The sequence below is a fragment of the Devosia sp. Root685 genome (assembly GCF_001427875.1).
Taxonomy (GTDB): domain Bacteria; phylum Pseudomonadota; class Alphaproteobacteria; order Rhizobiales; family Devosiaceae; genus Devosia.
Genome location: NZ_LMHK01000002.1, coordinates 628,323 through 653,940, shown reverse-complemented (window position 1 = coordinate 653,940; position 25,618 = coordinate 628,323). Strand labels below are relative to the sequence as shown.

Below are 25,618 nucleotides of genomic sequence, written 5' to 3'. Positions count from 1 at the left end.
ATATCACCCTACCAATCCGAGCCTTGTTGTCAATAATATCAGTGAATTTGGCAGCACAAATTGCGCAAAACCGCGGAAAAGGATGGGCGTTTCATATATTTTGTCGATAATCCTGTTGCTCTTGCCTCAAAAATTGTCGATAAAGCGGACAGCAGGGCCGCGGGAGGAATATGCGCGGCGCTGTCACGAGACGAGGGAGGCGACGAGTTCGGACCCTGGGGTTCGGCGGGGTCGCTGTCCGCTTTTGCGGGCATCAGGAGGAACGACCATGCATTTCAGGAAGCTGGCCGCAGCCGCTTTTGCCATCGCCGCTATGGCGATGCCGGTTGCTGCCCAGGATTTCATCGCGGGTATCCCCCGCAACGAGGCATTGATCATCCAGGGGCCAGCGGCGCAGAACGCCGAATGGTTCAATCTCTGGGCGCCGGGCGGTGGTGCATCGACCAATGGCAATCAGCAGCTGACCGCCGATACGCTCTGGTGGATCAACCCCGAGGGGACGGGCGACGCGGCCTGGACCAATGCGCTGGCATCAGACAAGCCGGTTTACAATGACGATTTCACGCAGATGACGGTCAAGCTCCGGGAGGGCATCTTCTGGAGCGATGGCGTCGAGTTCACGGCCGATGACGTCAAATATACGGTCGATACGCAGATCGCGCATCCCGGCATGGGCTGGAGCGCGCCGTTTACGGTGAACGTGGAAAGCGTCGAGGTGCCGGATCGCAATACGGTGGTCTTTAATCTGAAGGCGCCGAATTCGCGGTTCCATACGCTCTTTACGGTGCGCTGGAATGCGGCCTGGATCATGCCCAAGCATGTGTTCGAAACGGTCGACGATCCGCTGACCTATGCGGCCAATCCGCCGGTCTCGCTCTCGGCCTATGTGCTCCATAGCTATGACACCGCCGGCAATTGGGTGATCTGGAAGCTGCGCGACGATTGGCAGCGCACGTCCATCGGCATGGGGCTCGATAAGGCGCCGGATGTGAAATATGTGGTTTATCGCAATGCGGGAAATCCGGATGCGCGCGTCATCGAGCAGATGAACCACAATCTCGACGTGATCAACGACATCGCGCCCGAGGGCATGTTCACCATTGCCCGTGATGCGCCTGATACGACGGCCTATTGGTTCCCGGGCTTCCCCTTTGCGCATCCCGATCCGACGCTGCCATCGGTGCTGTTCAACCATCAGGTTGCTCCGTTCGACAACAAGGATGTGCGCTGGGCGCTGGCGCTGCTGATCGACATTCGTTCGGTTGCCATGGGCTCGTATCGCGGTGCGGCTAACCTGGCTGCGCTCTCGACCCCGCCAACGGGTTCGGCGATCACCGACTATTATCAGCCGATGCAGGAATGGCTCGCCAATTACGAGGTCAATACCGGCACCCGCACGATCAAGCCCTATGATCCGACGACGGCCGAGCAGATTGCGGCGCTGGTCAAACCCCAGTGGGGCGATCAGATCCCGTCCGATCCGACGCAGCTGAAAGCCATGTTCGGCGAAGGCTGGTGGAAGACCGACGCGGCGGCGGCAGGCGAACTGCTGCAAAAGGCCGGCTTCACCAAGAATGGTAACCAGTGGATGAAGCCCGATGGTACCCCGTTCACCATCAAGCTGATGGTTGAAGGCGACGCCATTCCGACGCTGGCGCGTGCCGGCACGATCATCGCCCAGCAGTGGTCGATGGAGGGCATCCAGACGACGGTCGATGTGGCCGGCCCGACCAACGGCCAGCGTCTCGGCGGTGGCGACTATCAGGCGGCGATCTACTGGACGGTCGAGACCTGGGGCGGTCACCCCGATCTCTCCTTCTTCCTCGAGAGCTACCATTCGGACTTCATCAAGCCGGCCGGCGAAATCCAGCCGCCGCGCAATCTGACGCGCTGGCAGGATGAACGCCTCGACCAGATCATCGAAGCCAACCGCACGGTCGGGTTCGACGATCCGAAAGTGGTCGAACTCGGGATGGATTATCTCAAGCTCGCCGTCGAGGAGATGCCGTTCATTCCGCTGATGGCCTACAACAAGTTCGCGCCTTTCGACACGACCTATTGGACGGGTTATCCGAGCGCTGCGAACCCCTATGCGGCTTCCGGTCCGAACTGGAGCAACCTGCGCTACATGATCGTGGCGCTGGAAGCCAACGCGACCACACCATAAGCCTCACGCGGGCGGGGCGCCAAAACCCCCCGCCCGCTCCTTCCGATACTTATTGTTCGAGAACGGGCACGCAGATGGACGGCTTCGCCAAATATCTCGTCCGGCGCTTCTTCCAGTTTTTCCTCGTGATCTTCCTGGGTGTTTCGCTGGCTTTCCTCATCACCAACCTCTCCCCGGTCGATCCGGTGGAGCAGTCGGTTGCGTTGATGACCAGTTTCGGCGCTACCGATCCGCGCTCGGTCGAATTGATGCGGCAGGCGCTGCAGGAGCTTTATGGGCTCCAGGGCACGATCCTGGATCAATATGTCTCCTTCTGGGGACGGGTGCTGCGTGGCGATTTCGGGCCCTCGCTCTCGGCATTTCCGACGCCGGTCATGTCGCTGATCATGAGCGCGCTGCCCTGGACCATCGGGCTCCTTACCCTGGCCCTGGTCCTCACCTGGACGCTGGGCAATCTGCTCGGGGCGCTGGCGGGCTATTATCGCTCGAACCTGCTGCTAAAACTCTCCGGCGCGGCGATCATGGCGCTGCATCCGGTGCCGGCCTATATCATCGGCCTCGTGCTGCTCCTGGCCCTCGGGTTCATCTGGCCGGTGCTGCCGATTTCGGGCGGGGCGCAGATGAACCTGCAACCCGGCTTTACCTTCGACTATATCCGCTCGCTGATTCTCCATGGCACGCTGCCGGCCCTGACGCTGGTGCTGGTGGGCATAGGCGGGTGGTTCATTTCCATGCGCTCGCTGGTGTCCAATATCGTCACCGACGATCACGTGGTCTATGCCGAATTGGGCGGGGTCAATTCGGGCAAAATCTTCTCCCAATATGTGGCGCGCAATGCGCTCTTGCCGCAGCTGACCGGCCTGGCACTGAGCCTTGGCAATGTGTTCGGCGGTGCCGTGATCACCGAGTTCCTGTTCAACTATCCCGGTGTGGGACGGCTGCTTATTCAGGGCATTTATCGCGGCGACTATTCGCTGGTGCTTGGGGTGACGACCATGTCGATCATCTCGGTGGCGGTGGCCGTGTTCATCATCGATCTTCTCTATCCGCTCATCGATCCGCGCGTGAGGCTGGGCTGACCATGTTCAAGATTCTGCGCGATCTCCTGCGCTACAATATCGAATTCGCCATCGGCTTCATCCTCACCCTGGGTGTGTTTCTCTTTGCCCTGGCGCATTTCTGGGCGCCGCTGCCGGACACGGCGATCTATCTATTGCCGCCCGACATGCCGCCTTCGGCCGAATACTGGTTCGGCACCACATCGCGCGGGCAGGACGTGCTCTGGCAAATGAGTGCGGCCATCTGGAACACCATGCTGTTCGGCCTGACCGTGACCATTGTCAGCCGGTTGCTCGCGGTCGCTGTGGGGATGATCTCGGGTTATCTGGGGGGCAAGTGGGATCAGGTGCTGATGACGATCAACGATACGATGATCGCACTGCCCAATCTGCCGATCCTGCTGCTGGTCTATTTCGTGATGCGTGACTCGATGAGCTGGCCGGTGCTGGCGATGACGGCGGCGCTGCTCGGCTGGAATTATGATGCGCGGCTGATCCGCTCGGTGACACTGAGCCTGCGGAGCCGTGAATTCACCCGCCACGCCGTGTTTGCCGGCATGAGCGTGCCGCAAATTCTGGTGCGCCAGCATCTGCCCTATGTGATGCCCGTCATCTTCTTTACGGCGATGAACAATCTGATCTGGGCCATCGGGCTTGAGGTGACGCTGTCGGTGCTGGGCTTTTCCGACATCAACCGGCCGACCATTGGCGGGATGATCTATTGGGCCAACCAGCACCAGGCCATCATTGCCGGCATCTGGTGGTGGATGGCCTTCCCGATCATTGCCGTGGTGCTGCTGTTCCTCGGGCTCTTCCTCCTCGCCATTTCGGTCAACGAATATATCGACCCCCGCAGCCGCCTTAGCCGGATGGGAGCGTAAGCATGCTTACTGTAGTTGAAAAAACGCCTGTGAGCGTCGAAGCCAAGCCGGTGCTTCGGGTGGAAGGCCTCAAGGCCTATTATCAGATGAACTATTTCGGCGTGCGCCGCGAAGTGCGGGCCGTCGATGATGTGAGCCTGACCATCAAGCGCAATGAGATCTATGGGATCGCCGGGGAGTCATCTTCGGGAAAGTCCTCGCTGATCAAGACCATTGCCGGAGCCATCACGCCGCCTTTGCGGGTGGTGGAAGGATCGGTGAAATTCGACTTCGGGGGCAAGGAGCTGGACGTTTATGCCCAGCGCCCGGCGATGAAGGCGGCACGCTGGAAGCATCTGTCCTATGTGATGCAGGGGTCGATGAATGTGCTGAACCCGGTGCGCAAGGTGAAGCATGCTTTTCATGACTTTGCCTTCAAGCATATGGGGCTTTCGGAAGGCGAATTCCGGGCGAAGGTGGAGAGCCACCTGCAGCGGATCGGGCTTGATCCGCGGGTGCTCGAATCCTATCCGCATCAGCTTTCGGGCGGCATGCGGCAGCGTCTCACCATTGGGCTCGCGACAGTGTGTGAGCCCGAATTCATCATCGCCGACGAGCCGACGACGGCGCTCGATGTGCTGGTGCAGCAGGACGTGCTGGCACTGATCAAGGGCGTGCAGCAGCGCATGGGCTCCTCGATCATTTTCGTGACCCACGACATGACGGTGCATGCAGCGATCGCGGACCGGATCGGGATTGTCTATGCGGGGAGGCTCGTCGAGGAGGGGCTGACGCTCGACGTGTTCCAGCGGCCCCAGCATCCCTATACGGCGCATCTGATCGCGAGCCTGCCGCGCATCGGCGATACGCGCAAGCGCGTGGCGCTGGGTGGCAAGCCGCCCAATCTGGCCGATCCGCCGAGCGGGTGTCGTTTTCATCCGCGCTGTCCGCTCGCCATCGACAAGTGCAAAACGGACAATCCGCCGCTCGAAGCGCGCAATAATGGCCGGGTCGCCTGCTGGCGCGCCGGGGAGATGGAAGCCGCATGACCGCGCTGCTCGAACTATCTGATGTCAACAAGGACTATCGCATCGGCGGCTTTCTCGATCGCTCGACGCTGCATGCGGTCAAGCATGTGAGTTTCACGCTCGAGGAAGAGAAGCCGGAGATTTTTACGGTTGTCGGGGAATCGGGCAGCGGCAAGACGACGACGGCGCGCATGATCCTCGGCAACGAGACGCCGACCAGTGGCTCCTTGCGCTTCATGGGCAAGGATATTGCCGCGATCCGGAGCCGCAAGGAGCGGCTCGCCTTCATGGCCAAGGTGCAGCCGATTTTCCAGAACCCGTTCGAAGCGTTCAATCCGCTGACGACGCTGGATTATTATCTGTTCTCGACGGCGCGGCGCTTTTTGGGGCTCAAGGACAAGGCGGCGGTGGAGGCGGCGACGGATAAATCGCTGCAGCATGTCGGCCTGTCGCTGGCCGAGGTGCGCGGGCGCTATTCGCATGAGCTATCGGGCGGGCAGTTGCAGCGCATTGCGGTGGCGCGGGCGCTGATACCGGGGCCGAAGCTGATTGTGGCCGATGAGCCGGTGTCGATGGTCGATTCCTCGTTGCGCATGTCGATCGTCAACCTGTTTCGGGAATTGCGAGACAATCTCGGCGTCTCGATCATCTACATCACGCACGATCTGTCGACGGCCTATTACATTTCGGACCGGGTCATCATCATGCACAAGGGGGACGTGGTGGAAGCGGGGCGGGCCGCGGATGTGCTGGGCAATCCCAGCCACGAATATTCGCGGGCGCTGCGCAATGCGGTGTTGCCGCCCGATCCGGTTATTGCCAGCGCGATCATTCGGGAGAAGCTACGGGCGTTTTAGCGGCGGGTGGTTTCGCTGTCGCGGTGAAACCCTCCGCCAATCTGTCGTCATATCGACATCCAGTCTTTGTCAAAGCGCCATGGCTTTGAGACGGACCTGTCACCGAGCACGCCTAGGAGTCCGCCCGCCAAACGGCTCATTCTCGGAGACAGGTTCAAATGACTCGCACAAGGCTGCTCAGTGCAGCGTCCACCATCGCCGTGCTCGCACTGGCAACCGCACCTGCCATGGCACAGACCAAGTTCGAATTCTGGTATGGCCTTTCCGGCGATCTCAGCGAGCGCGTGCAGGACATGTGCCGCGGCTTCAACGAATCTCAGGCCGATTATGAGATCGTCTGCGTCAGCCAGGAAAACTACGACAACACCCTGCAGAACACGATTGCGGCCTATCGCGCCAACAAGCAGCCGACCGTTACCCAGATCTTCGATGCCGGTACGCTCGACCTGATGCTTTCGGGCGCCTATATGCCGATCCGCGAACTGATGGAATCCAACGGCTACGAGATCGACTGGGACAACTACCTCTCCGGTATCGCCTCCTACTTCTCGACCTCGACCGGCGAAATGCTGTCGCTGCCGTTCAACAACTCGACCGCCGTCATCTATTACAACACCGACGCGCTGGCCAAGGTTGGCTTTGAAGGCACGCCCAAGACCTGGGAAGAAGTCGAAACCGTCGCCCGGGCCATGAAGGACGCCGGTTATGAATGCCCGATCGCTTTCGATCCGTCGGGCGCATGGCAGTGGTTCGAACAGTTTTCCGCTATCCACAACCAGCCGATCGCCACCAAGGGCAACGGTTTTGGCGGTCTCGATGCCGAAATGGTCGTGAGCCAGGGCAAGTTCGTCGACCAGCTCACCTGGATCAAGAAAATGTACGATGAAGGCATCATCGTTCATAAGTCCAAGGACGCCGGCGAAACCGCCAATGACGCCTTCGTCAACGGCAAGTGCCAGATCACTTCGTCCTCGGTTGCCGATCACGGCACCTTTGGCAAGCAGGCCGCCGAGGGCGTGCATTGGGCTAATGCCATGCTGCCGATCTGGGAAGGCACCGAACGCACCAATTCGCTCGTCGGTGGCGCTTCGCTCTGGACCCTCAAGGGCAAGTCGGAAGAGGAATACAAGGGCGCGGCCGCGTTCTTCAACTACCTCGCCCAGCCCGAACAGGCCCAGACCTGGTCGACCATCACCGGCTACGTTCCGGTGACCATGGCCGGCTTTGAAGCCATGAAGGCCAACGGCTTTTATGACGAAGCCCCCTATAAGGGCCGCGAACTGGCCGTTGAAAGCCTGACCTTCACCCCGCCGACCGAGAATAGCCGCGGTATCCGCCTCGGCAACTATGCCTCGATCCGCCAGGAAATGGTCAAGACCATGCAGGACGTGCTGTTCAACAATGCGCCGGTGCTCGAGAGCCTCCAGGCGTTCGACGCCAAGGGCAACGAAATCCTCCGTCGCTTCGAGCAGACCTATAAGGGCGCCCAGCTCCCCTGATCGCTTGATCTGATCGCACGGACGGTTTTTCGCCGTCCGTGCTTTCTCTATTTTCTTCTGGAGACGGCGATGGAACGACGCGCCTTTTACCGTAACCCGGTGCTGCCTTGGCTGCTTATTGGCCCGCAGCTACTGCTGGTTCTGGTGTTTTTCTACTGGCCCACTTCGCAGGCCCTCTATTGGGCGTTCACGCTCGAACAGCCCTGGGGCGGTGGCAATAGCTGGGTCTGGCTCGATAATTTCATCGCCATCTTCCGGGATCGCGAATATTGGGCGACTGTCGTCCGCAGCGCGTTTTACGCCATGTGCACGACGGGCCTGTCGATGGCCGTGGCGCTGTTTCTGGCGTGTTTCGTTGATCGCTCGCTCAAGGGCACCAAGCTTTTCCAGTCGGTCTATGTCTGGCCCTATGCCATTGCGGCGCCGGCGGCGGGCGTGGCGTTCCGGTTCATCTTTGCCCCGCAATCGGGCATTATCGGCTCGATCAACCAGATCTGGCCCGGCATATGGGACCCATCCACCAATGGCGTCCATGCGCTCGCCATGATCATCATCTGCCATGCCTGGCTCGGCATCGGCTACAATTTCATCTTCTTCCTTGCCGCCCTGCAGATGATCCCGCGCTCGATCACCGAGGCCGGGGCGATGGATGGCGCGCGTCCGCTGCGGCGCATGTTCGACCTGCAATTGCCGCTGATCGCGCCGACCGTGTTCTTCCTTCTGATCATGAACCTGATCTCGAGCTTTACCGACAGCTTTGGCCTCATCGACACGATGACCGAGGGCGGCCCGGTCGGGTCGACCGAAGTGATGGTCTACAGGCTCTTTATCGACGGGTTCAGAGGCCTCGACTATTCGGGCGCCGCTGCCCAGTCGATCGTCCTGATGCTGCTCGTCATCGCGCTCACTTTCGTCCAGTTCAAATGGGTCGAAAAGCGCGTCCACTACAATTGAGGATGCTCAGATGATCGAACGTTCGCCCATCTTCAATATCGTCACCTATGCCGCCATGACCCTCGGGCTGCTGGTCGTCTTGGTGCCCTTCTGGATCGTCGTCGTCGCCGGAAGCCAGTCGCTGCAGGAAGTCAGCCGGGTACCGATCGTGCTCTGGCCATCTTCGCACCTCTGGGAAAATATCCAGGCGGCGTGGCTGCGCGCCGACCTTGGCCCAAAAATGATCAACAGCTTCATCGTTGCCATCGGGGTGACGGCGGGCAAGATCATTCTCGCCTCGATCTCGGCCTTTGCCATCGTGTTCTTCGATTTCAAGGCGCGCATGGTCTGCTTCTGGCTGATCTTTATCACCCTGATGCTGCCGCTCGAAGTGCGCATCGTGCCGACCTATGCGATTGCCGCCAATGCGCTGCTGCCGTTTCAGTTCGTGCTCGATACGCTGGGGATTACGGGCCTGGTGCAGGCGGTTACCAGTGTCCGTATCGGGCTCGAATGGAACCTCCTCAATTCCTATACCGGCCTGATCCTGCCGCTGGTCGCGACGGCGACGGGGACGTTCCTCTATCGCCAGTTCTTCATGACCATTCCCGATGAACTGATCGAGGCTTCGAAGATGGATGGGGCGAGCCCCGTGCGTTTCTTCTTCGACGTGCTCCTGCCGCTCAGCCGCACCAATATGCTGGCGCTGGCGACCATCATGTTCGTGTCGAGCTGGAACCAGTACCTCTGGCCGCTGCTGATCACCACGGATCGCGCCAATTATGGCACCGTGGTCATGCAATTGAAGGCGCTGATCCCGACGCAGAACGGCACGCCCGACTGGAACGTCACCATGGCCGGCGCCCTCATCATCATGCTTCCGCCACTGCTCGTCGTTGCGCTCATGCAGCGCTGGTTCGTGCGCGGCCTCATCACCCGAGACAAGTGAGACTTTTATGGCTGCGATCAGCTTTTCCGGCGTCAAGAAGCGCTATCAGAAGAACGACGTCATTCACGGTGTCGATGTCGAGATCGAGGCAGGCGAATTCGTCGTGATCCTCGGGCCGTCGGGCTGCGGCAAGTCTACGCTGCTGCGCATGATTGCCGGGCTCGAAGAGATTTCCGAGGGCACGATTGCCATCGATGGGACGGTGGTCAATGCGCTTGAGCCGCGCGAACGTGGCTGCGCCATGGTGTTTCAGAACTATGCGCTTTATCCGCATATGAGCGTGCGCCAGAATATCGGCTATGCCCTCAAGGTCGCAGGCATGCCCAAGGGTGAGCGCGAGGCGAAGGTGCTCAAGGTGGCCAAGTCTGTCAGTCTTGATCCCTATCTCGACCGCAAGCCGGGCGAACTGTCAGGTGGCCAGCGCCAGCGCGTTGCCATGGCCCGCGCCATGGTGCGTGAGCCCAAGGTCTTTTTATTCGATGAGCCGTTTTCCAACCTCGACGCCAAGCTGCGTGTCGCCATGCGCGCCGAGGTTCGCAATCTCCATCGCAGCCTTGGGGTCACCTCGGTTTTCGTGACGCATGACCAGACCGAAGCGATGACGCTGGCGGACCGGTTGATCGTGATGAATTCGGGGTTTGTCGAACAGGTCGGAAAACCGTCCGAGGTTTATCACCACCCGGCTAGCCTCTTCGTTGCCGACTTTATCGGCTCTCCGGCGATGAATCTGGTTCGGGGGTTCTTCGGGGAGGATGGCTATTTCCGCCATGGCAAGGGCGGCATGATCGGCCTGCCGGGGCTGGCCAAGGCGCATTTGAGCCGGGAAGTTTCCATCGGTTTTCGCCCCGAACTGGTGCGCCGTGTCGATGCCGGCCACAAGGGCGCCATAGCGGCGGTGGTCGACTATACCGAAGAGCTCGGCGCCTCGCGCCTCGTCTATGCGCGGGCCGATGGCAGCCCGATCATCGCCGTCGATGGCGGCAATGATCCGCTTGCTACCGGCATGCCGGTGCATTTCGCGCTGAGCGAAAGCGACATTCACGTCTTCGATCACAGCAACGGCCGCCGGGTTGACCATGACGGTCGCCCGGTTCGCGCCACGACCAGCGTTTCTGCCTGATTTTTTTGAGGAGGCCCCAATGGGCAATATCATCGGCACCGGCTTTAATGTCGGCTCTACCGACGGCGAATTCGAAAGCTTTCATGACGACCTGCGCGCGCTCGCCGAAATGGGTGTCGACACGGTCGAACTGGGGTTGACGAGCCTTGACCTGATCTCGGGCGGCCGCATCATTCCCGAGCGCGCCGAGCGCCTGGTTGCCATCACCAGCCAGTTCGATTTCCGCTACACGGTGCATGGCCTGGTTTCGTCCAACTTCATGGACCCGGTGACCCAGCGCTATCAGATGGATGCTGCCAAGGCGCTGGTGGAGGTGTGCGATCGCGTCGATGCGCGCGTGCTGGTGCAGCATGGCGGTTGCCTGCGCGCCGACCAGATTGCCGAACGTGCCGGCGCCGATGAGCGTGAGCGCGAGGCGTTGACGGAGCTTGCTGACTTCGCCCGGCCCTACGGCGTGCGCATTGCGCTTGAGAACATCTTTACGACTGAGCTGGGCCAGTATCGTCAGACGCCGCGCCAGGTGGCTGAGACGGTGAAGGCGGTCAACCATTCGCAGGTGGTGGCGCTGATCGATTTCAGTCATGCCTATATCGAGGCGACCTATCGCGGGCTCGACTTCTTCAGCGAAATCGCTGCCATGGCGCCGGTTGCAGGGCACCTCCATGTCCATGACAGCTTTGGCCGTCCGCAGGGGTTTTATAAGCCGTACCACCCGCAGGAAAACACGGCGATGGGGATTGGCGATCTGCATATGCCGCTTGGCTGGGGCGATATCGATTGGGACCGGATTTTCTCGGAACTGACATTCCTGCCCGATACGGTGCTGATGATGGAAGTGGGCCGCCGCTATCGCGCCGAGCAGCCGGAGAGCCTGCGTCGGGCGAGGGTGCTGGCGGGGCTTGGGGCGCAGGAACTGGAAGCGGCGCAGTAAGGCTTAGGTTGGTTCAATGAGAGTGGGCGTCGGCGATGTGCCGGCGCCCGATCTTTTTATGACTGGGGACGCCTACCCACCTTCTGTCATCCCGGCGAGGGCCGGGATCCATCTTGAGATCTCAGGATGGGCCCCGGCCTTCGCCGGGGTGACAATCGAGGGTTGGTAGGCGCTGGGGAAGGAGGCGAGCCCCCCCCTTAGCTTGCCGGTTGCGGCGCGGCGGCGCGGCGGGAGTTGAGGACGCAGGCGGCGATGATCAGGCTGCCGCCGAGCCAGAGTTGGGGGCCGGGGATTTCGGAGAAGAAGAAAAAGCCCAAAAGACCGGCCCAGATGAGCGCGGTGTAATCGAGGACGGCGAAGACGCTGACGGGGACGCGGCGGAGGCCGTTGATCAGGAGGAGAAAGCCGACGGCGCCGAGGAGGCCGATCAGCGTACCGAGGCCGGCGATTTCAAGCGTGATGGCGGGCCAGGCGCCGAGGGCGAGGGGGGATACGAAAATGGCGGCGAGGAGGGACTGGCCCATGGTCATGGCGGCCGGGTCTTCGCGGCTGGAGTGGTGTTTTAGAAGGGCAACCACGATTGCATAGGTGAGTGGGGCGAGGAGGGCGGCGGCCCAGGCCAGGGCGTTGCCTTCGATGGCGCCGAAGCTGCTGGTCTGGCCGGCAAAGATGATGGTGGCGGAGCCGGCAGCGCCGAGGCCAAGGGCGAGCCAGGCGGTGGGGCCGATCTTTTCGTGGAAGAAAATGGCGCCGAGGAGAGTGACATAGACCGGGGCCGTCATGCCGAGGGCAGCGACGACGGCGAGGGGCAGGTGGGTGACGGCGTAGAAGAACATCGTGGCGGTAACGACGAGGAGGGCGGCGCGCTGGGCCTGACGGCCGAGGTCGGTGCGCTTGGGCCAGGAGGCGCCGGTGAGGACGATCCAGAGGGTGAGCCAGATGGCCGAGCCGAGATAGCGCAGAAAGACGACCTGAAAGGTGGTGAGATCGGCGCCGAGGGCCTTGGCGGTGGCATCCATGCAGCACATCAGGACGATGCCGGAGGCGCAAAAGAGCATGCCGCTGAGAGATTTCACTAGAGATCCCTATAGAGAAAGCTGCGGGTGCGGCCTTTGGGAAAGTCGGGCAGGGCGCCGAAGACCGTGTAGCCGGCCTTCTGGTAGACGTGAAGGGCGTGCGGATTGAAGGTGTCGATATAGGCGGCGTGGCAGCCTCGGGCACGCGCTTCCTGTTCGGCGGCGGCGAGCATTTGCCCGGCAAGGCGCTGGCCGCGCTGGGATTCGGCGACCCAGAGCCATTGCACGTAAAGCCAGCCCCAGGCGGTGTAGCCGGACAGGCCGGCAACGAGGTTTTCATCTCCGTCCTGCACCAGCACCGCAAGGGGGCGGCGATCGGCGGGGCCGGCATCGGCTTCGTTGAAGCTCGTGAGGCCCTTGCCGATGCGGTCGAGCGCCTCGGCACTGGGATTTTCGGTGACCTCGATGGAAACAACCATGATCAGGCGGCGAGTACGCCACCGGTCAGCGGATGGGGTGCGCCGGTGGTGGTGGGAAAGCTGATCGGTAGGCCGCGGAGGACGCGGACGGCGAGGAAGGCGAAGCATTCGGCTTCGATGGCATCGCCGCGCCAGCCGACGGTTTCGGCGGGGACAGCTTCTACGCCGGCGCGGGTTTTCAGCATGGCCATGATGGCAGGGTTGTGCCGGCCGCCGCCGCAGACGACGAGCTTTTCGGGGCGCTGGGGCAGGAGGTCGAGGGCTTTGCCGACGGCGCCCGTCGTGAAGGCGGTGAGGGTGGCGGCGCCATTTTCGGCAGAGAGGCCATCGGCCATGGTCGAGAGGAAATCGAAGCGGTCGAGGGATTTTGGATAGGGGGCGCTGAGGTAGCGGTGGGTCAGGAGTTTTGCGAGGCGCTCTTCGTCGACCGTGCCGCGGAGGGCCATTTCGCCATTGTGGTCCATGTCGCCGAGGCCGAGGCTTTTGACGAAGTCGTTGATCGGCGCGTTGGCGGGGCCGGTGTCGAAGGCGATGAGCTGGTCTCGCCCATTCCAGAAGGTGACATTGGCGACGCCGCCGAGATTGAGCACGGCGGTTTTGCCGTCGGTGGCACCGATCTTTTTGAGAAGGGCCTGATGGTAGAGGGCGGCGAGGGGGGCGCCCTGACCACCGGCGCGGACGTCGGCGGCCCGGAAATCATAGGCGACGGGAATGCCGAGAATGTCGTGCATCAGCTTGCCATTGCCGAGCTGGCGGGTGGCGCCGATGCGGTCGGGTTGAGGGGCGCGGTGGAGGACCGACTGGCCGTGAAAGCCGACCACGCCGATGTCTGCGTTTTTGAGGCCGGCGTCTTTGACGAGGGCGGCGACGGCGGCGGATTGGGCGCGGGTGAGGGCGTCTTCGGCTTCGGCGAAGATTGCGGGCTCGGGACCGTCAAAAGCCCAGGTTCGGGCCTGGGCGAGGGTTTCTTCGAGCTGGTCGCGGATCGATTGGGGATAGGGCGCGAGGGTATAGGCGCCGAAACTTTCGACGGTTTCGCCGTTCGTGCGGAGGAGGGCGACGTCGATATTGCCGTCGAGCACCGTGCCGGTCATGAGGCCTACGGCCCAGATTGGTTCAAAGGTCATGTGTTTTACTCGGCGTTGATGCGGTCACCGACCGCCCGGCGCAGCGCAAAAATGCCGCTGTCGAAATGGCGGGTGGGGTGGACGCGATTGGTGAGGAGGGTCCAGGCGTGGCCGCGGGCGAAATCGATCCAGATGCCGGTGCCGGTGAAGCCGGTGTGGCCGATGGTTTCGGTTGTGCAATTGTCGCCGCCGGACCAGCCATCATAGGGGCGCTCCCAGCCATGGGTGCGGCGGGCGCTGAGGGGCGTGCGGATCAGGGCGTCGGGGCCGGCGTTGGTCAGTTTGTCGAAGGCGAAATCGAGCATGGAATGGACGGTGCCGAAGAGGCCGGCATTGCCGGCGCCCTGCATGGCCGAACAATTGTCGTCGTGGACTTCGCCGGCGAGGACGCGGTGGCGCCAGTAGCAGAGTTCGGTTGCGGCGGCGTTTTGCGGATCGGCGGACCAGGCGAAGCCGGGGCCGGGGTCCTGCTCGCGGAGCCATTTGCCGTGGATGCGTTCGAGGGCTAACCCCAAGAGAATAAAATTGATGTCGGAATAGACGGCGGGGCCGGCGGGGAATTCGTGCTGCAGCAGGAAAGTGCGCAGCAGGTCCGGGTCGCGGCCATAGGTATAGAGCGGGAAGACGGCCGGGAAGGGCGTCTGGTGGCCGAGGCATTGGCGGAAGGTGATCTTCCGCTCCCAATTGTCGAGATTGTAGTGGCGGTAGTCGGGCAGGACGGTGGTCAGCGGCGCGTCGAGATCGATGGTGCCGGCTTCGGCGAGGGCGAGGATGCGCTCGGTGGTGAAGGCGACTTTGCTGATCGAGGCGAGGTCGAACCAGGAGTCCTCGGTCATCGGGCGACTGGTGGGGACAGTCTGCGCGGAGCCAATCGCGCGGGTGGCGCGGTTGCCGTCGCGGTCGATCACACCGAGGACGCCGCCGGGAATGCGGCCGGAAGCGATGGCTTGTTCGAGGGCGGGGAACGCCCGGTCCAGTTGGGCTTGCGGCTTGCTCATTTGGCTTCTTCGATGCGGACGCGATGGTCCTGGCCGGCCTCGCGCCAGTTGGCCGGGGGCGGTTCGTAGCCGGCGGGGCGGACGAGGGAGGGAACCTGGGTGGCGTCGAGCGCAAAGTGCTGGCGGCGGCGTTCGACGGCGGGAACGGCGGAGATCAGGCGCTTGGTGTAGCTGTGCTGCGGGTCGGATAGGACCGAGCGGGCTTCTCCGATTTCGACGATCTGGCCGGCATACATGACGGCGATGCGGTGGGCGATGCGTTCGACCACGGCCATGTCGTGGGAGATGAAGAGATAGGCGAGGCTGAACTCGTGCTGGAGATCGACGAGGAGATCGAGGACGCGGGCCTGCACCGAAACGTCGAGGGCGGAGACGGCTTCATCGAGCACGACGACATCGGGGTTGAGCATCAGGACGCGGGCGATGCAGAGGCGCTGGCGCTGGCCGCCGGAGAATTGGTGGGGATAGCGGGTGAGCACATCGGCGGGGAGGCCGACGCGATCGAGGAGGAACCGCATGCGGGTGCGCAAGGCGTCGTCTAGCTTCTGGCCATTGGCGATGGCCGGTTCGGCGAGGAGCGCTTCGACATTGAGGCGCGGATTGAGCGAGGCGAAGGGGTCCTGGAAGACCATCTGGATGGGACGGCGCGAGCGGCCAGGCTTGGTGGCAATGGCGCCGCGGTGCTTTTCATTGAGGCCGAGGATGGCGCGGGCGGTGGTGGATTTGCCGGAGCCGCTCTCGCCGACGATGGCGAGGGTTTCGCCGGGCATGAGATCGAAGCTGACGCCGTCGACCGCATGAATGGCGCCCCTGGGTTTGAAGAGGCCTTTTTTCACCGGGAAGCGGACGACGAGGTCGTCCACCTTGACGATGGGTTCGCTCGTTTCGGTGCGCTCGTTGTCGGCGCGGACAGCCTTGCCGGAGGTGAAGTGGGGGACGGCGTTGAGGAGGTGTCTGGTGTAGTCGTGCTGGGGATTGTCGAGCACGGCGTCGGTTGTGTTCTGCTCGACGGCGAGGCCGTGCTGCATGACCATGATATGATCGGCAATGCCGGCGACGAGGCCGATATCGTGGGTGATGAAGATCATCGACATGCCGGTTTCGGCTTTGAGCTCGGCGAGGAGCGCCATGATCTGGGCCTGCACGGTGACGTCGAGGGCCGTTGTCGGCTCGTCGGCGATGAGAAGGCGTGGGCTGCTGGCGAGGGCCATGGCGATCATGACGCGCTGGCGCATGCCGCCGGAAAGCTGGTGCGGGTAATAGCCGAGGCGGGATTTGGCGTCGGGGATGCGGACACGGTCGAGCACTTCGAGGGCAGCGCGCTCGGCTTCGGCGCCGTGGAGGCCGCGATTGAGGCGGAAGGCTTCCTCGATCTGGGCGCCGACGGTGTGCACCGGATTGAGCGAGGTCATCGGCTCCTGAAAGATCATGCCGACATCGCGGCCGCGGATGGTGCGGAGGATTTTTTCGTCTGACTTGGCGACATCGAGAACAGAGCCGTCGCTGCGCTGCAGGAGGATGGAGCCATGGGTGATGTGGCCGCCGCCGAAATCGACGAGGCGATTGACCGAGAGGGCGGTGACGGATTTGCCCGAGCCGCTTTCCCCGACAATGGCGAGGGTTTCGCCTGATGCGAGGTCGAAGCTGACGCCTTTGACGACTTCATTGGCGGCCGGAGTCTGGCCGAAGCCGACGCGGAGGTCGCGGACGGAAAGAAGGGGGGTCATGCTTCTCTCCTTTCCATGCGGGGATCGAGAATATCGCGCAGGGCATCGCCGGTGAGGTTAAAGCCCAAAATGCCGAGCATGATGGTCAAAGCCGGGAAGATCATCAGCCAGGGGGCTTGGGTCATCAGGTTCTTGCTTTCGGCCAGCATAAGGCCGAGCGAAGGGGTGGGCGGCTGGGTGCCGAGGCCGAGGAAGGAAAGGCCGGCTTCGGTAAGGAGGGCCCAGGCGAGAGCGAGCGTGACCTGCACGGCGAGCGGGGCGACGAGATTGAGCAGTAGGTGGCGGCTCAAAATATAGGGCTGGGAGCTGCCAAAAGTGCGGGCGGCGTCGACGAAGTCGCGTTGCTTCAGCGATAGGGCCGGGCCGCGGACGACGCGGGCGAAGATGGGCGTATAGACCACGGCGATGGCGGCGACGCTGGTCGAGGTGCCGGGGCCGACAATGGCGATGATGAGGAGGGCGAGGAGGATGGCCGGGAAGGCCAGCAGCACGTCCATGATGCGCATCAGAATGCCATCCCACAGGGTGCCCCACCAGGCGGCGAGGAGGCCGATGACGGTGCCGAAGAGGGTGGCGAGCGCGACCGAGGAAAAGGCGATGATCATCGACTGCTTGATGCCGACCATGAGGCGGCTGAACGTGTCGCGACCGAGAAGGTCGGTGCCGAACCAATAGGTGGCGCTGGGCGGTTTTAGGCGATCGATGGCGAAGAGTTTGAGCGGGTTATGCGGGGTGAGGCCCAGCGTGCCGAGGATGGCGGCAAGCAGATAGAGCGAAATGATGGCGAGGCCGATGCGTCCGGAGGGGTGACGCAGGAAGGCGCGGAACAGTTTTGACATCAGCGCCCCCCGATCCGGATGCGCGGATCGAGCGCGACATAGGCGAGATCGACGAGCAAGTTCACCACGAGGAAGTTGAAAGCGATGAAGAGGACGGTGCCTTGCACAAGCGCGTAATCGCGCTGGGTGATGGCATCGAGAACGAGGCGGCCGAGGCCGGGCAGGGCAAAAATCTGTTCGACAATAACGGCGCCGCCGAGGAGATAGCCGAACTCGACGCCGGAGAGGGTAACGACCGGGATGAGCGCATTGGGCAAAGCGTGGCGCCACACCACGCTGCGCTGCGAGGCACCCTTGGAGCGGGCGGTACGGATATAATCGTCGCTCAAAACGTCGAGCATGGCGGAGCGGGAAATGCGGGTGACCGAGGCGGCGAAGGCGAAGCCGAGGGTGATGGCGGGGAAAATCAACTGGCTGATGCTGGCGAGGGGATCGACGAAGAGCGGCGTGAAGGTGCCCATGGCGGGGACCACGCCGAAAAAGACCGACAGCACATAGATGATGAGGACGCCGATGACGAAGCTTGGCGTCGATTGGCCGAGCATGGCGAGGATGCGGACGACGAGGTCGCTGGGCTTTTCATTGCGGGTGGCGGCGAAGACGCCGAGGGGCACGCCGACGCCGAGGGCGATCACCATGGACATGAGGGCCAGTTGCAGGGTCAGCGGAAAGCGCTCGAGAATGACGCTGAAGACCGGGCGGCCATAAATGGACGAAATGCCGAGATCGCCCTGGAAGAGGCCGGAGAGCCAGCGCAGATATTGCGACCAGATGGGCTGATCGATGCCGAAATAGGCGGCGAGGGCGGCGCGTTGAGCGGGGGTGAGAAGCCCGGCTTCGGTGCCGAGCATGGCGGTGATCGCATCGCCCGGCACGAGGCGGATCGAGACGAAGACGAGAACCGAGACCCCGAGCAGGATCAGTGGGAACGTCAGGAGGCGTTGCGCCACATAATTCATTGAACGCGGTCTCCCGGAATGTCGGGACCGGCTTGGGAGCCGGCCCCGAGAGTCATTACTGGATCGAAACTTCGGTCAGGCCGAACAGCGTGCCGGTCGGCGAGGGCACGAAGCCCGAAACCGTCTTAAGCTGGGCGGTGTAGCCATAGCCCGTGGAGAGCCACAGCCACGGGGACTGTTCGACGAGGTGGTTTTCGAACTTGTGGAAGATTTCGACGCGCTTGGCCGGATCGGTTTCGGCCTGGCCTTCACGCATCAGGGTATCGAGCGTGTCATCGACGAAGTTGGATACTTTCAGGAGGTTGCCGTCCTTGGTGAAGTAGCGGTTGTACATCGGGAACGGGTCCGGACGGCCGCCATTCTGGGCGACGGCCATGTCGAAATTGCCGGCGAGCCAGGTGTCGACATAGACGTTGAGTTCCATCATCTCGATTTCGAGATTGATGCCGATTTCGGCAAGCTGCGCCTGAAGCACCTGGGCTTCGGAGGCGGCAACCGGGGGTTCGCCGGTGGCGCCGATGACCTTGGCGGTGAAGCCGGTGACGCCCGATTCAGCCATGAGCTGCTTGGCTTTTTCGAGGTCCTGTTCATAGCAGAAGAGGGTGCTCGGGTCCTGTGCGAAGGCGGGCATGGTCAGGGGACCGGTCACCTTGCCTTCACCGGCAAGGGCCGCGTCGACGATTTCCTGGCGGTTGATGGCGCAGGACATGGCCTGGCGGACTTTCAGATTGTCCATGGGCGGGCGCGAGGGATTGAGCTGCAGCACATTATAGGCAAGGCCGGCGACCCGGTTGAGCTGCAGGTTGGGCTCGTTGGGCACCATGGTGGCGACGAGCGGGTCGTTGAGGAGAGCGAAATCGGTCTGGCCGGCGCGGAGCGAGGCGAGGATCGCGGTTTCGTCGGGGAGGACGGAAATGGTGATGCCGTCGACCTTGACGTCGCCGCCAGCCCAATCGGCATTGGCGCTCAGGACTTCGCGGGAATTGGGTTCCCAGCTGTCGAGCTTGAAGGGGCCGGAGCCGATGGCTTCCGTGCCGATTGTGCCGGCAGTGATTTCGCTGGCCGGGACAATGGCGGCATTGATGGTGGCCATGGCGACGAGGATCGGCACGTCGGCGGTCTTGAGGTTGAAGACGACGGTTGCATCATCGGGGGTGTCGATGGTGTCGATGGAGAGGAAATTGGAGCGCGCGGCGGCGGCGGTTTCTTCGTTGAGAATGCGTTCGAACGAGGCTTTTACGTCGGCCGGGGTGACCTGGGCGCCGTTGGTGAATTTTGCATTCGGATCGAGCTTGAAGGTCAGCGTCTTGGCGTCGGGGGCGAATTCCCAGCTCGTGGCGATGGCGGGAATGACGTTGAGATCGGGGTCAAGGCGCACGAGCGGCTCATAGACCAGTTCGAGCAGGCGAATGGACGGGAAGGCGGTCTGCTTGTGCGGGTCGAGGCCCGTCGCGTCCTGGCTCCAGGCCATGCGGAGCGTCGCGGCCTCTACCGGCAGTGCGACGGCGGCCGTGGACAGCGCCGTGGCGATGGCGAGCCCGGTCATGAGCTTGCGAGGATTAGTCCAGTTCATCTTATTCCCTCCTTGCTGTCGGCCTATCGCGGAAAGGCCAATCTCGTGAAGTGCATTGCCGCTCCAACCCCTTGGGCTGCCCTGTCGGCGGCAGTGGTTCATGACAAGCCTATGAAGTCGCGCCAGCGTGTGTCAATGAGTTTCAGAAAATTGCGTTTTAGTGAAACATTGTTTCAGTTTTGGGCTGGTTCGGGCTAGGGTGATTGCGCGCCAGTGGGCCAGGGGAGGATGGGTTTGGGAATTCAATCGACCATTGAAGCGTCGTCCGCGAAATTCACGCCGGCGATGCAGCGGGTGGCCAGCGTCATCAGCGATACGCCGAGCCTGGTGCTCGACAAGACGATCTATGAACTGGCCGAAACCTGTCAGACATCGGTCGCTTCGGTGGTGCGGTTCTGCCAGGTGCTGGGGCTTTCGGGCTATGCGCAATTGCGCATGTCGCTGGCGACGGAACTGGGCAAGGAGACGGCGCAATATGGCTCGAACCTGATCCTTGGAGCCGAGATCGCCAAATCCGATACGCTGCGCGAGATGGCGTCAAAAGTTGCTTCGCTCGAAATGCTGGCGATCGACGAGACGGTTGCGGGGCTCGACTATGAGGCGCTGGAGCGGGTGGTGGCGGCGCTCGACAAGGCGCAGCGAATTTTGCTGTTCGGCATCGGGGCCAGCCAGTTCGTGGCGCAGGACCTCCATCACAAGCTGTTTCGCATCGGGCGCAATGCGTTTTTGCTGGCCGATCCGCATGAGGCGTGGACGGCCGCATTGCTCTCGCCGCCGGGAACGGTGGCGTTTGGGTTTTCCCATTCGGGGGAGACGGCGGATACGGTGCGTTATATCGAGATTGCGCGGCAAGCGGGGGCGCTGACGATTGCGCTGACGGGATCGCCGGATTCGCCATTAGCGCGGGCAGCGGAGGAGTGTCTCGTCAGCCGGGCGCGGGAGAGCCGGCTGCGGGCGGGGGCGATGGTCAGCCGGATTGCGCAATTGGCGATTGTGGATTGTCTATTTCTGGGGGTCGCCAACCAGCGGTATGAGCAGACGGTGGATGCGTTGCAGCGCACGCGGGATGTGACGCATCCGCGTTAGGACCAATCGCTATTCGGCTGATGCTGGCCTGCAAATGGCAGTTTTCTGCGCTTCCGGTGCTCACGTACTGATGTACGCTCCGCTCCGGTTCTCGAAAACCGCCATTTTCGCCTCAGCCTGAGCCGAATTTCGATCGGTCCTAGGCGTAGCGGCCCCAGAGGCGGTTGACTGTGGGATCGATGGCGCCGTCGGTGTAGGCGAGGCCGTTGGGGCGGTCGGCGACGAGGAGCAGGGGGCCGTCGAGGTCGACCCAGCGGGCGAAGGGGGCGAGGAGGCTTGCCGGGGCCATGGAGAGCGAGGTGCTTACCATGCAGCCGACCATGATGGAGAGATCAAGTTCTTTTGCGCGCTTTGCCACGGCGAGGGCTTCGGTGAGGCCGCCGGTCTTGTCGAGTTTGACGTTGACCGCGTCGTAGCGGCCAACAAGCGCTTCGAGGCCGGCAAGGGCGTGGGCGCTTTCATCGGCACAGATGGGAACGGTGTGCTCGATTTCGGCGAGAGGGGCGTCGTTGCCGGCGGGCAGGGGCTGTTCGACGAGTTCGATGCCGGCGTCGAAAGAGGCGCGGAGGAGGGTTTGCAGCTCGTCTGGATGCCAGCCCTCGTTGGCGTCGACGACGAGGCGCGTGTTGGGCACTGCGGCGCGGATGGCGGCGAGGCGGTCGGCATCGCCAGGGGCGCCGAGTTTTAGTTTGAGGAGCGGCATATGGGCGTGGCGGAGGGCGGCTTCGGCCATGGCCTCGGGCGTATCGAGGCTGATGGTGTAGGCGGTTTCGATGCGTGCGGGCGGCCGGACATTGGCGAGTTTGGCGACATCGGTACCGGCGCGTTTGGCTTCGAGGTCCCAGAAGGCGCAGTCCACGGCGTTGCGGGCGGCGCCGGGGGGCAGGGCGGTCTGGAGGCCGGCGCGGTCGAGGCCGGATGCGAGTTGGGGCGCGAGGTTCTGGATGGTTTCGAGGGTTTTTTCCAGCGTTTCGCCATAGCGCGCATAGGGGACGCATTCGCCCTGGCCGACCAAGCCGTGCTGTTCCAGTTCCACCCGGATGACGCGGGCTTCGGTCTTGCTGCCGCGCGAAATGGTGAAGCGGCCCGCGATCGGGAAGCTTTCGATCTCGGCGTGGAGGCGGGTGGTGGTCATAGGCCTATCCCTAGCGAAGTAGGGCACTCCTAGCAGCGGATGGCGGGTGGGATCAACGGCGGGGCGTCGGACACAAAGTGGTGAAGTCGCCCGAGGTTTCGGCGTTCTAAATTCGTTAGAAATCAGCGGTTTGGCCATCTGTATCGATTTCGGATTGAGCTTTTTCCGGTGGATGAGACTAAGGTCTGATCGGGTAGGCGACTAACGTCATTTCGGCGCGGCGCCTTTGTCTGAATATTGGCCCGACCATCGTGAATAGAAGGCTTCGACGGGCTCGGCTCTACTTGCACTTGCGGGGGCAAGGAGAGTGAAATGACGAATCAGTTTATCCAGAGAAGCGATTTTCCTTCGTCATTGAAAAGACTGGCAGATCGGTCGATTGCCTCCGGCAGGCTGCGCGAATTCTCTCAAGGAGAGACGATTTACGAGTCGGGCATGAAAGATATCGTCGGCTATGTCGTCTCGGGGGCAGTCAAGCTCGTAACGTTTCTGCCCGATGGTCGATCCAATATTATCGGGATCATCGAGGCGCCCGGTTTTTTCGGGCGGATTTTTGGCGTCGCGACCGAGTTTACTATCGAGGCGGCGAGCAAGGTGATTGTTGCTTGCTTCGAGCGTTCGGCTTTCGAAGCGCAACTGGGGGCCGATCCCGAACTCGAACATTTCATTCATATGGAAAATCTGCACCAGCTCGATGAGGCGCATGAGCGCATTCTCGTCCTTGCCTGCACAAGCGTCATCGAACGCGTATCGACCTTCATGGTGCTCAAGCTTCTGACGGGTTCGGACGAAGACCGCAGGGCGGGCGTCGTTCATGTGCCGATCAACCGGCGCGACTTTGCCGCCTATCTCGCGACCACCGAGGAGAGTGTCAGCCGCTCCATTCAGGCTCTGGTGCGCCGGGGAACCATTGCCGTCATCAACAGCGCCAATTTCCGCGTGTTGAAGCGCGCCGACCTGATCGCGATCTCGCGTCAGGACGAGGACTATCTCATTGAAATGGTTCGCAGCCGGGGACCCAAGAAAGTTGCGGGATCGCCGGTTTCGAGGGAACCGACAGGCCAGCATGCGCCGCGTCGGACCGGCATGTCTGACGGCTTGGCGGGCATTCACGTCGCGGCCGAATAGGCAGTTAACGCCGATCAGGAGCGGGCGTCGGCCTGTTCCTGACTGAGGCGCGAGGCGATGACGACTTCAACCCGATTGCGCGCCTTGAGTTTGAGCATGAGGCCAGTCATGTAGTGCTTGACCGTTTTTTCGCTGATCTGGAGCGCTGTGGCGATTTCGCGATTGGTGCGGGCCTGCATGAGATGGCCCACGATCTGCTTTTCGCGCACATTGAGCCGGACGGCTTCGTCCAGCGCCTGCCGGCGGGCCCGGTCGCGCAGGCCATTCATGACCTGGCTGGCATATTGGCGGGTGACGAACATCTGGTTTGCCATGACCGTATCGATCGCTTCGAGAAGCTCGGAAGAGGGGCTGCCCTTGAGGGCAAAGCCGGTGGCACCGGCATCGAGCGCCTTGAGCGCGGATTCGATCGAACAATAGGCGGTGAAGACGACGATCCTGGTATCCGGGGCCGTGGCCCCGATCTGTGCAATGGTGCGAAACACGTCGCCCGGCATGCTCAGATCCATGATGATGACGTCGGGGGCGAGCGTCTTCACCAGCTCCATGCTGGCATCGGCGCTGTCGGCCTGACCGACAATTTCGTGCCGGTCGCTTCCGGCAAAGAGGGAGACCATGCCGGCCAGCAAAACCGGATGGTCATCGGCGATTGCGACTCTGATTGTTTTCCTCATTGCACCACAGCAGTACTTGCCTGCAACCCCAGTTTTCCTTGCATTTCAGAGCCTACGACTTAATTAATGGCCGGTAAATTCCCTTTATTTGCTGGTTTGCAAATGTGATGAACCCGAATGTCAGTACTACTTACTCTTCGCGGAAGGCGCGGGCGATCTGGTCGGTGAATGGCTTGACGAAATAGGCGATGGCGACCTGTTCCTGGGTCTGGACGAAGACTTCCACGGGCATGCCGGGAATGAGGCCGCGATTGCCCAGAACCGAAAGATCGCCAGTCACGCTGGCCTCGGCGACATAGTAGCTTTGGCCGCTCTGGGGGTCGCTGGTCGCGGCGGCGGAAATGCGCGAGACGACGGCCGGGATTTCCGGCGTGGTGCGTTGATCAAAGGCGCTGAAGCGCAGTTTTACTTCCTGGCCGGGCAGTATCTGGTCGATATCCTTGACGGCGACCCGGAATTCGATCGAGAGATCGGCGTCGTCAGGCACGATGGTGAGCAGGCGCTCGGCCGAGCCGATGACGCCGCCGAGGGTCGTGACGGCCAGTTCGTTCACCGAGCCGCTTACCGGGGCGCGGATGAGGGTTCGATCAAGGCGGGCCTCGACGGCTACGAGGCGATCGTTCAATTCGGCAATATTGGCCGTAACGGTGCGCAGTTCGCGCTGGGCTTCGGTATAGGCGACATCGTCGATGGCGAGGATTTGCAGGTTGATTTCGCTGATGCGCGCATTGGAGCGGGCGATGCTGGCGGTCAGTTCGCCCTTCGAGCCGAGCATGCGGGCCAGTTCGCGGTCGGCGCCGTTAAGCCTTGTGGTTTCGATCAGGCCTTTTTCGGACAGCGTGCCCATGCGGTCGCGTTCCTCGCGCGCCAGGGCCAGCTCATCGTCGAGGGCTGTCGCCTGGAACTGCAGGCCGCCGATTTCCTCCTGTAGCTGCGAGACCTGCAACTGGAGCTGCTCGCGCTGGGACTCCCTGTTGCGGGTCGTGCTTTCGAACAATTGCTGCTCGCCATGGAGGATCAGGATGGCATCGGGATAGGTGGAGAGGAAATCGAGCGGAAAGGAAATCTCCTTGGCGGCGTCGCGCTCGGCGATCAGTCTTGCCTGTCGCGCTACCAGTTCGGCCAGTTGCCCCTTGATGATCGAGCGCTCGGTGCGGATCTGCACGTCGTCCAGTTTAAGCAGCACGTCCCCGGCGGCGACATGCTGGCCCTTGTGGACGTCGATTTCCTGGATCACGCCGCCATCGGGGTGCTGGATGACCTTGACGTTTTCGGCAACGAGCACGGTGCCGCTGGAGATGACGGCGCCCGACAATTTGGCGGTGGCCGCCCAGCCGCCAATGCCGGCCAGCAGCAAAACGGCGGCGACGCTGCCGGTGACTACGCGCCCGCGCAGCGAAAAATCCGAGCTCTTGACCTTGCTGCGCGAGAGGTTGGCACGAGGATAGGGTGCCGCCATGTCGATGGTCGTCATC

General features: G+C 62.2%; 23 protein-coding genes. 12 read left to right on the top strand and 11 right to left on the bottom strand.

Going from position 1 to position 25,618, the window contains the following annotated elements:
* Positions 1–268 precede the first annotated feature (268 nt).
* From ASD83_RS11575 to ASD83_RS11530, 10 genes are all read left to right on the top strand, one after another.
* The gene (locus ASD83_RS11575) at positions 269–2,167 is read left to right on the top strand and encodes an ABC transporter substrate-binding protein (RefSeq protein WP_056311002.1); all 1,899 of its coding nucleotides are present in this window, start codon (positions 269–271) and stop codon (positions 2,165–2,167) included.
* A 74-nt stretch (positions 2,168–2,241) separates the two neighbouring features.
* Complete coding sequence (locus ASD83_RS11570; protein WP_056311000.1) at positions 2,242–3,246, top strand: ABC transporter permease; 1,005 nt, start codon at positions 2,242–2,244, stop codon at positions 3,244–3,246.
* Between the two features lie 2 nt (positions 3,247–3,248).
* Positions 3,249–4,106, top strand: a complete 858-nt coding sequence (locus ASD83_RS11565; protein ID WP_056310998.1) for an ABC transporter permease — start codon at positions 3,249–3,251, stop codon at positions 4,104–4,106.
* Positions 4,107–4,108: 2 nt separating this feature from the next.
* Positions 4,109–5,134: an ABC transporter ATP-binding protein gene (locus tag ASD83_RS11560; RefSeq protein ID WP_056310996.1), complete on the top strand. Its 1,026-nt coding sequence runs from the start codon at positions 4,109–4,111 to the stop codon at positions 5,132–5,134.
* Positions 5,131–5,970 (top strand): ABC transporter ATP-binding protein, encoded by an 840-nt coding sequence (locus ASD83_RS11555; RefSeq protein ID WP_056310994.1) that lies wholly within the window; start codon positions 5,131–5,133, stop codon positions 5,968–5,970. The genes ASD83_RS11560 and ASD83_RS11555 overlap by 4 nt, the downstream gene beginning before the upstream one ends.
* Before the next feature lie 158 nt (positions 5,971–6,128).
* The gene (locus ASD83_RS11550) at positions 6,129–7,469 is read left to right on the top strand and encodes an extracellular solute-binding protein (protein WP_056310992.1); all 1,341 of its coding nucleotides are present in this window, start codon (positions 6,129–6,131) and stop codon (positions 7,467–7,469) included.
* Between the two features lie 69 nt (positions 7,470–7,538).
* Positions 7,539–8,423, top strand: coding sequence for an ABC transporter permease subunit (locus ASD83_RS11545; protein WP_056310991.1), 885 nt, complete (start codon positions 7,539–7,541; stop codon positions 8,421–8,423).
* 10 nt (positions 8,424–8,433) lie between these two features.
* Entirely contained in the window at positions 8,434–9,351 is a 918-nt protein-coding gene (locus ASD83_RS11540; protein ID WP_056310988.1) for an ABC transporter permease subunit, read from the top strand.
* 7 nt (positions 9,352–9,358) lie between these two features.
* Positions 9,359–10,471 (top strand): ABC transporter ATP-binding protein, encoded by a 1,113-nt coding sequence (locus tag ASD83_RS11535; protein WP_056310986.1) that lies wholly within the window; start codon positions 9,359–9,361, stop codon positions 10,469–10,471.
* A 19-nt stretch (positions 10,472–10,490) separates the two neighbouring features.
* Positions 10,491–11,402: a TIM barrel protein gene (locus ASD83_RS11530; RefSeq protein WP_056310984.1), complete on the top strand. Its 912-nt coding sequence runs from the start codon at positions 10,491–10,493 to the stop codon at positions 11,400–11,402.
* Positions 11,403–11,599: 197 nt separating this feature from the next.
* On the opposite strand, the gene ASD83_RS11525 is transcribed toward ASD83_RS11530, so the two are convergent.
* The 8 genes from ASD83_RS11525 to ASD83_RS11490 are packed head-to-tail and all read right to left on the bottom strand — an operon-like array spanning position 11,600 to position 20,093.
* On the bottom strand, positions 11,600–12,478 hold the full coding sequence (locus tag ASD83_RS11525; protein WP_156385931.1) for a DMT family transporter: 879 nt from the start codon (positions 12,476–12,478) through the stop codon (positions 11,600–11,602).
* Complete coding sequence (locus tag ASD83_RS11520) at positions 12,478–12,897, bottom strand: GNAT family N-acetyltransferase (protein ID WP_056310980.1); 420 nt, start codon at positions 12,895–12,897, stop codon at positions 12,478–12,480. The genes ASD83_RS11525 and ASD83_RS11520 overlap by 1 nt, the downstream gene beginning before the upstream one ends.
* Positions 12,898–12,899: 2 nt before the next feature.
* Positions 12,900–14,024, bottom strand: coding sequence for an anhydro-N-acetylmuramic acid kinase (locus tag ASD83_RS11515; protein ID WP_056310979.1), 1,125 nt, complete (start codon positions 14,022–14,024; stop codon positions 12,900–12,902).
* 5 nt (positions 14,025–14,029) lie between these two features.
* Complete coding sequence (locus tag ASD83_RS11510) at positions 14,030–15,022, bottom strand: serine hydrolase domain-containing protein (RefSeq protein WP_056310977.1); 993 nt, start codon at positions 15,020–15,022, stop codon at positions 14,030–14,032.
* Positions 15,019–16,749, bottom strand: coding sequence for an ABC transporter ATP-binding protein (locus tag ASD83_RS11505; protein ID WP_056310975.1), 1,731 nt, complete (start codon positions 16,747–16,749; stop codon positions 15,019–15,021). The genes ASD83_RS11510 and ASD83_RS11505 overlap by 4 nt, the downstream gene beginning before the upstream one ends.
* A complete protein-coding gene (locus ASD83_RS11500; RefSeq protein WP_056310973.1) occupies positions 16,746–17,588 on the bottom strand; it encodes an ABC transporter permease in 843 nt (280 codons plus the stop codon). Before ASD83_RS11500 ends, ASD83_RS11505 begins: the two co-directional genes overlap by 4 nt.
* Positions 17,588–18,547, bottom strand: a complete 960-nt coding sequence (locus tag ASD83_RS11495; RefSeq protein WP_056310971.1) for an ABC transporter permease — start codon at positions 18,545–18,547, stop codon at positions 17,588–17,590. Before ASD83_RS11495 ends, ASD83_RS11500 begins: the two co-directional genes overlap by 1 nt.
* A gap of 55 nt (positions 18,548–18,602) precedes the next feature.
* On the bottom strand, positions 18,603–20,093 hold the full coding sequence (locus ASD83_RS11490; protein WP_156385986.1) for an ABC transporter substrate-binding protein: 1,491 nt from the start codon (positions 20,091–20,093) through the stop codon (positions 18,603–18,605).
* A 255-nt stretch (positions 20,094–20,348) separates the two neighbouring features.
* On the opposite strand from ASD83_RS11490, the gene ASD83_RS11485 reads away from it, so the two are divergent.
* Positions 20,349–21,206, top strand: coding sequence for a MurR/RpiR family transcriptional regulator (locus tag ASD83_RS11485; protein WP_200946502.1), 858 nt, complete (start codon positions 20,349–20,351; stop codon positions 21,204–21,206).
* Between the two features lie 139 nt (positions 21,207–21,345).
* On the opposite strand, the gene dgcA is transcribed toward ASD83_RS11485, so the two are convergent.
* Complete coding sequence (dgcA, locus tag ASD83_RS11480; protein WP_056310967.1) at positions 21,346–22,341, bottom strand: N-acetyl-D-Glu racemase DgcA; 996 nt, start codon at positions 22,339–22,341, stop codon at positions 21,346–21,348.
* Between the two features lie 312 nt (positions 22,342–22,653).
* Between dgcA and ASD83_RS11475 the strand changes: the two genes are divergently transcribed.
* Positions 22,654–23,469 carry a Crp/Fnr family transcriptional regulator gene (locus tag ASD83_RS11475; RefSeq protein ID WP_082561132.1) on the top strand — a complete coding sequence of 272 codons (816 nt, stop codon included), beginning with the start codon at positions 22,654–22,656 and terminating at the stop codon, positions 23,467–23,469.
* Between the two features lie 14 nt (positions 23,470–23,483).
* On the opposite strand, the gene ASD83_RS11470 is transcribed toward ASD83_RS11475, so the two are convergent.
* Positions 23,484–24,143: a response regulator gene (locus tag ASD83_RS11470; RefSeq protein WP_056310962.1), complete on the bottom strand. Its 660-nt coding sequence runs from the start codon at positions 24,141–24,143 to the stop codon at positions 23,484–23,486.
* A 130-nt stretch (positions 24,144–24,273) separates the two neighbouring features.
* Positions 24,274–25,617: an HlyD family type I secretion periplasmic adaptor subunit gene (locus ASD83_RS11465; RefSeq protein ID WP_056310960.1), complete on the bottom strand. Its 1,344-nt coding sequence runs from the start codon at positions 25,615–25,617 to the stop codon at positions 24,274–24,276.
* Between the last annotated feature and the right edge of the window lies 1 nt (position 25,618).

Coding starts and splice junctions, on each gene's coding strand:
- ASD83_RS11575 (WP_056311002.1), top strand. CDS start 269: ATGCATTTCAGGAAGCTGGCCGCAGCCGCTTTTGCCATCGCCGCTATG.
- ASD83_RS11570 (WP_056311000.1), top strand. CDS start 2,242: ATGGACGGCTTCGCCAAATATCTCGTCCGGCGCTTCTTCCAGTTTTTC.
- ASD83_RS11565 (WP_056310998.1), top strand. CDS start 3,249: ATGTTCAAGATTCTGCGCGATCTCCTGCGCTACAATATCGAATTCGCC.
- ASD83_RS11560 (WP_056310996.1), top strand. CDS start 4,109: ATGCTTACTGTAGTTGAAAAAACGCCTGTGAGCGTCGAAGCCAAGCCG.
- ASD83_RS11555 (WP_056310994.1), top strand. CDS start 5,131: ATGACCGCGCTGCTCGAACTATCTGATGTCAACAAGGACTATCGCATC.
- ASD83_RS11550 (WP_056310992.1), top strand. CDS start 6,129: ATGACTCGCACAAGGCTGCTCAGTGCAGCGTCCACCATCGCCGTGCTC.
- ASD83_RS11545 (WP_056310991.1), top strand. CDS start 7,539: ATGGAACGACGCGCCTTTTACCGTAACCCGGTGCTGCCTTGGCTGCTT.
- ASD83_RS11540 (WP_056310988.1), top strand. CDS start 8,434: ATGATCGAACGTTCGCCCATCTTCAATATCGTCACCTATGCCGCCATG.
- ASD83_RS11535 (WP_056310986.1), top strand. CDS start 9,359: ATGGCTGCGATCAGCTTTTCCGGCGTCAAGAAGCGCTATCAGAAGAAC.
- ASD83_RS11530 (WP_056310984.1), top strand. CDS start 10,491: ATGGGCAATATCATCGGCACCGGCTTTAATGTCGGCTCTACCGACGGC.
- ASD83_RS11520 (WP_056310980.1), bottom strand. CDS start 12,897: ATGGTTGTTTCCATCGAGGTCACCGAAAATCCCAGTGCCGAGGCGCTC.
- ASD83_RS11515 (WP_056310979.1), bottom strand. CDS start 14,024: ATGACCTTTGAACCAATCTGGGCCGTAGGCCTCATGACCGGCACGGTG.
- ASD83_RS11510 (WP_056310977.1), bottom strand. CDS start 15,022: ATGAGCAAGCCGCAAGCCCAACTGGACCGGGCGTTCCCCGCCCTCGAA.
- ASD83_RS11505 (WP_056310975.1), bottom strand. CDS start 16,749: ATGACCCCCCTTCTTTCCGTCCGCGACCTCCGCGTCGGCTTCGGCCAG.
- ASD83_RS11500 (WP_056310973.1), bottom strand. CDS start 17,588: ATGTCAAAACTGTTCCGCGCCTTCCTGCGTCACCCCTCCGGACGCATC.
- ASD83_RS11495 (WP_056310971.1), bottom strand. CDS start 18,547: ATGAATTATGTGGCGCAACGCCTCCTGACGTTCCCACTGATCCTGCTC.
- ASD83_RS11490 (WP_156385986.1), bottom strand. CDS start 20,093: ATGACCGGGCTCGCCATCGCCACGGCGCTGTCCACGGCCGCCGTCGCA.
- ASD83_RS11485 (WP_200946502.1), top strand. CDS start 20,349: ATGGGTTTGGGAATTCAATCGACCATTGAAGCGTCGTCCGCGAAATTC.
- dgcA (WP_056310967.1), bottom strand. CDS start 22,341: ATGACCACCACCCGCCTCCACGCCGAGATCGAAAGCTTCCCGATCGCG.
- ASD83_RS11475 (WP_082561132.1), top strand. CDS start 22,654: ATGACGAATCAGTTTATCCAGAGAAGCGATTTTCCTTCGTCATTGAAA.
- ASD83_RS11470 (WP_056310962.1), bottom strand. CDS start 24,143: ATGAGGAAAACAATCAGAGTCGCAATCGCCGATGACCATCCGGTTTTG.
- ASD83_RS11465 (WP_056310960.1), bottom strand. CDS start 25,617: ATGACGACCATCGACATGGCGGCACCCTATCCTCGTGCCAACCTCTCG.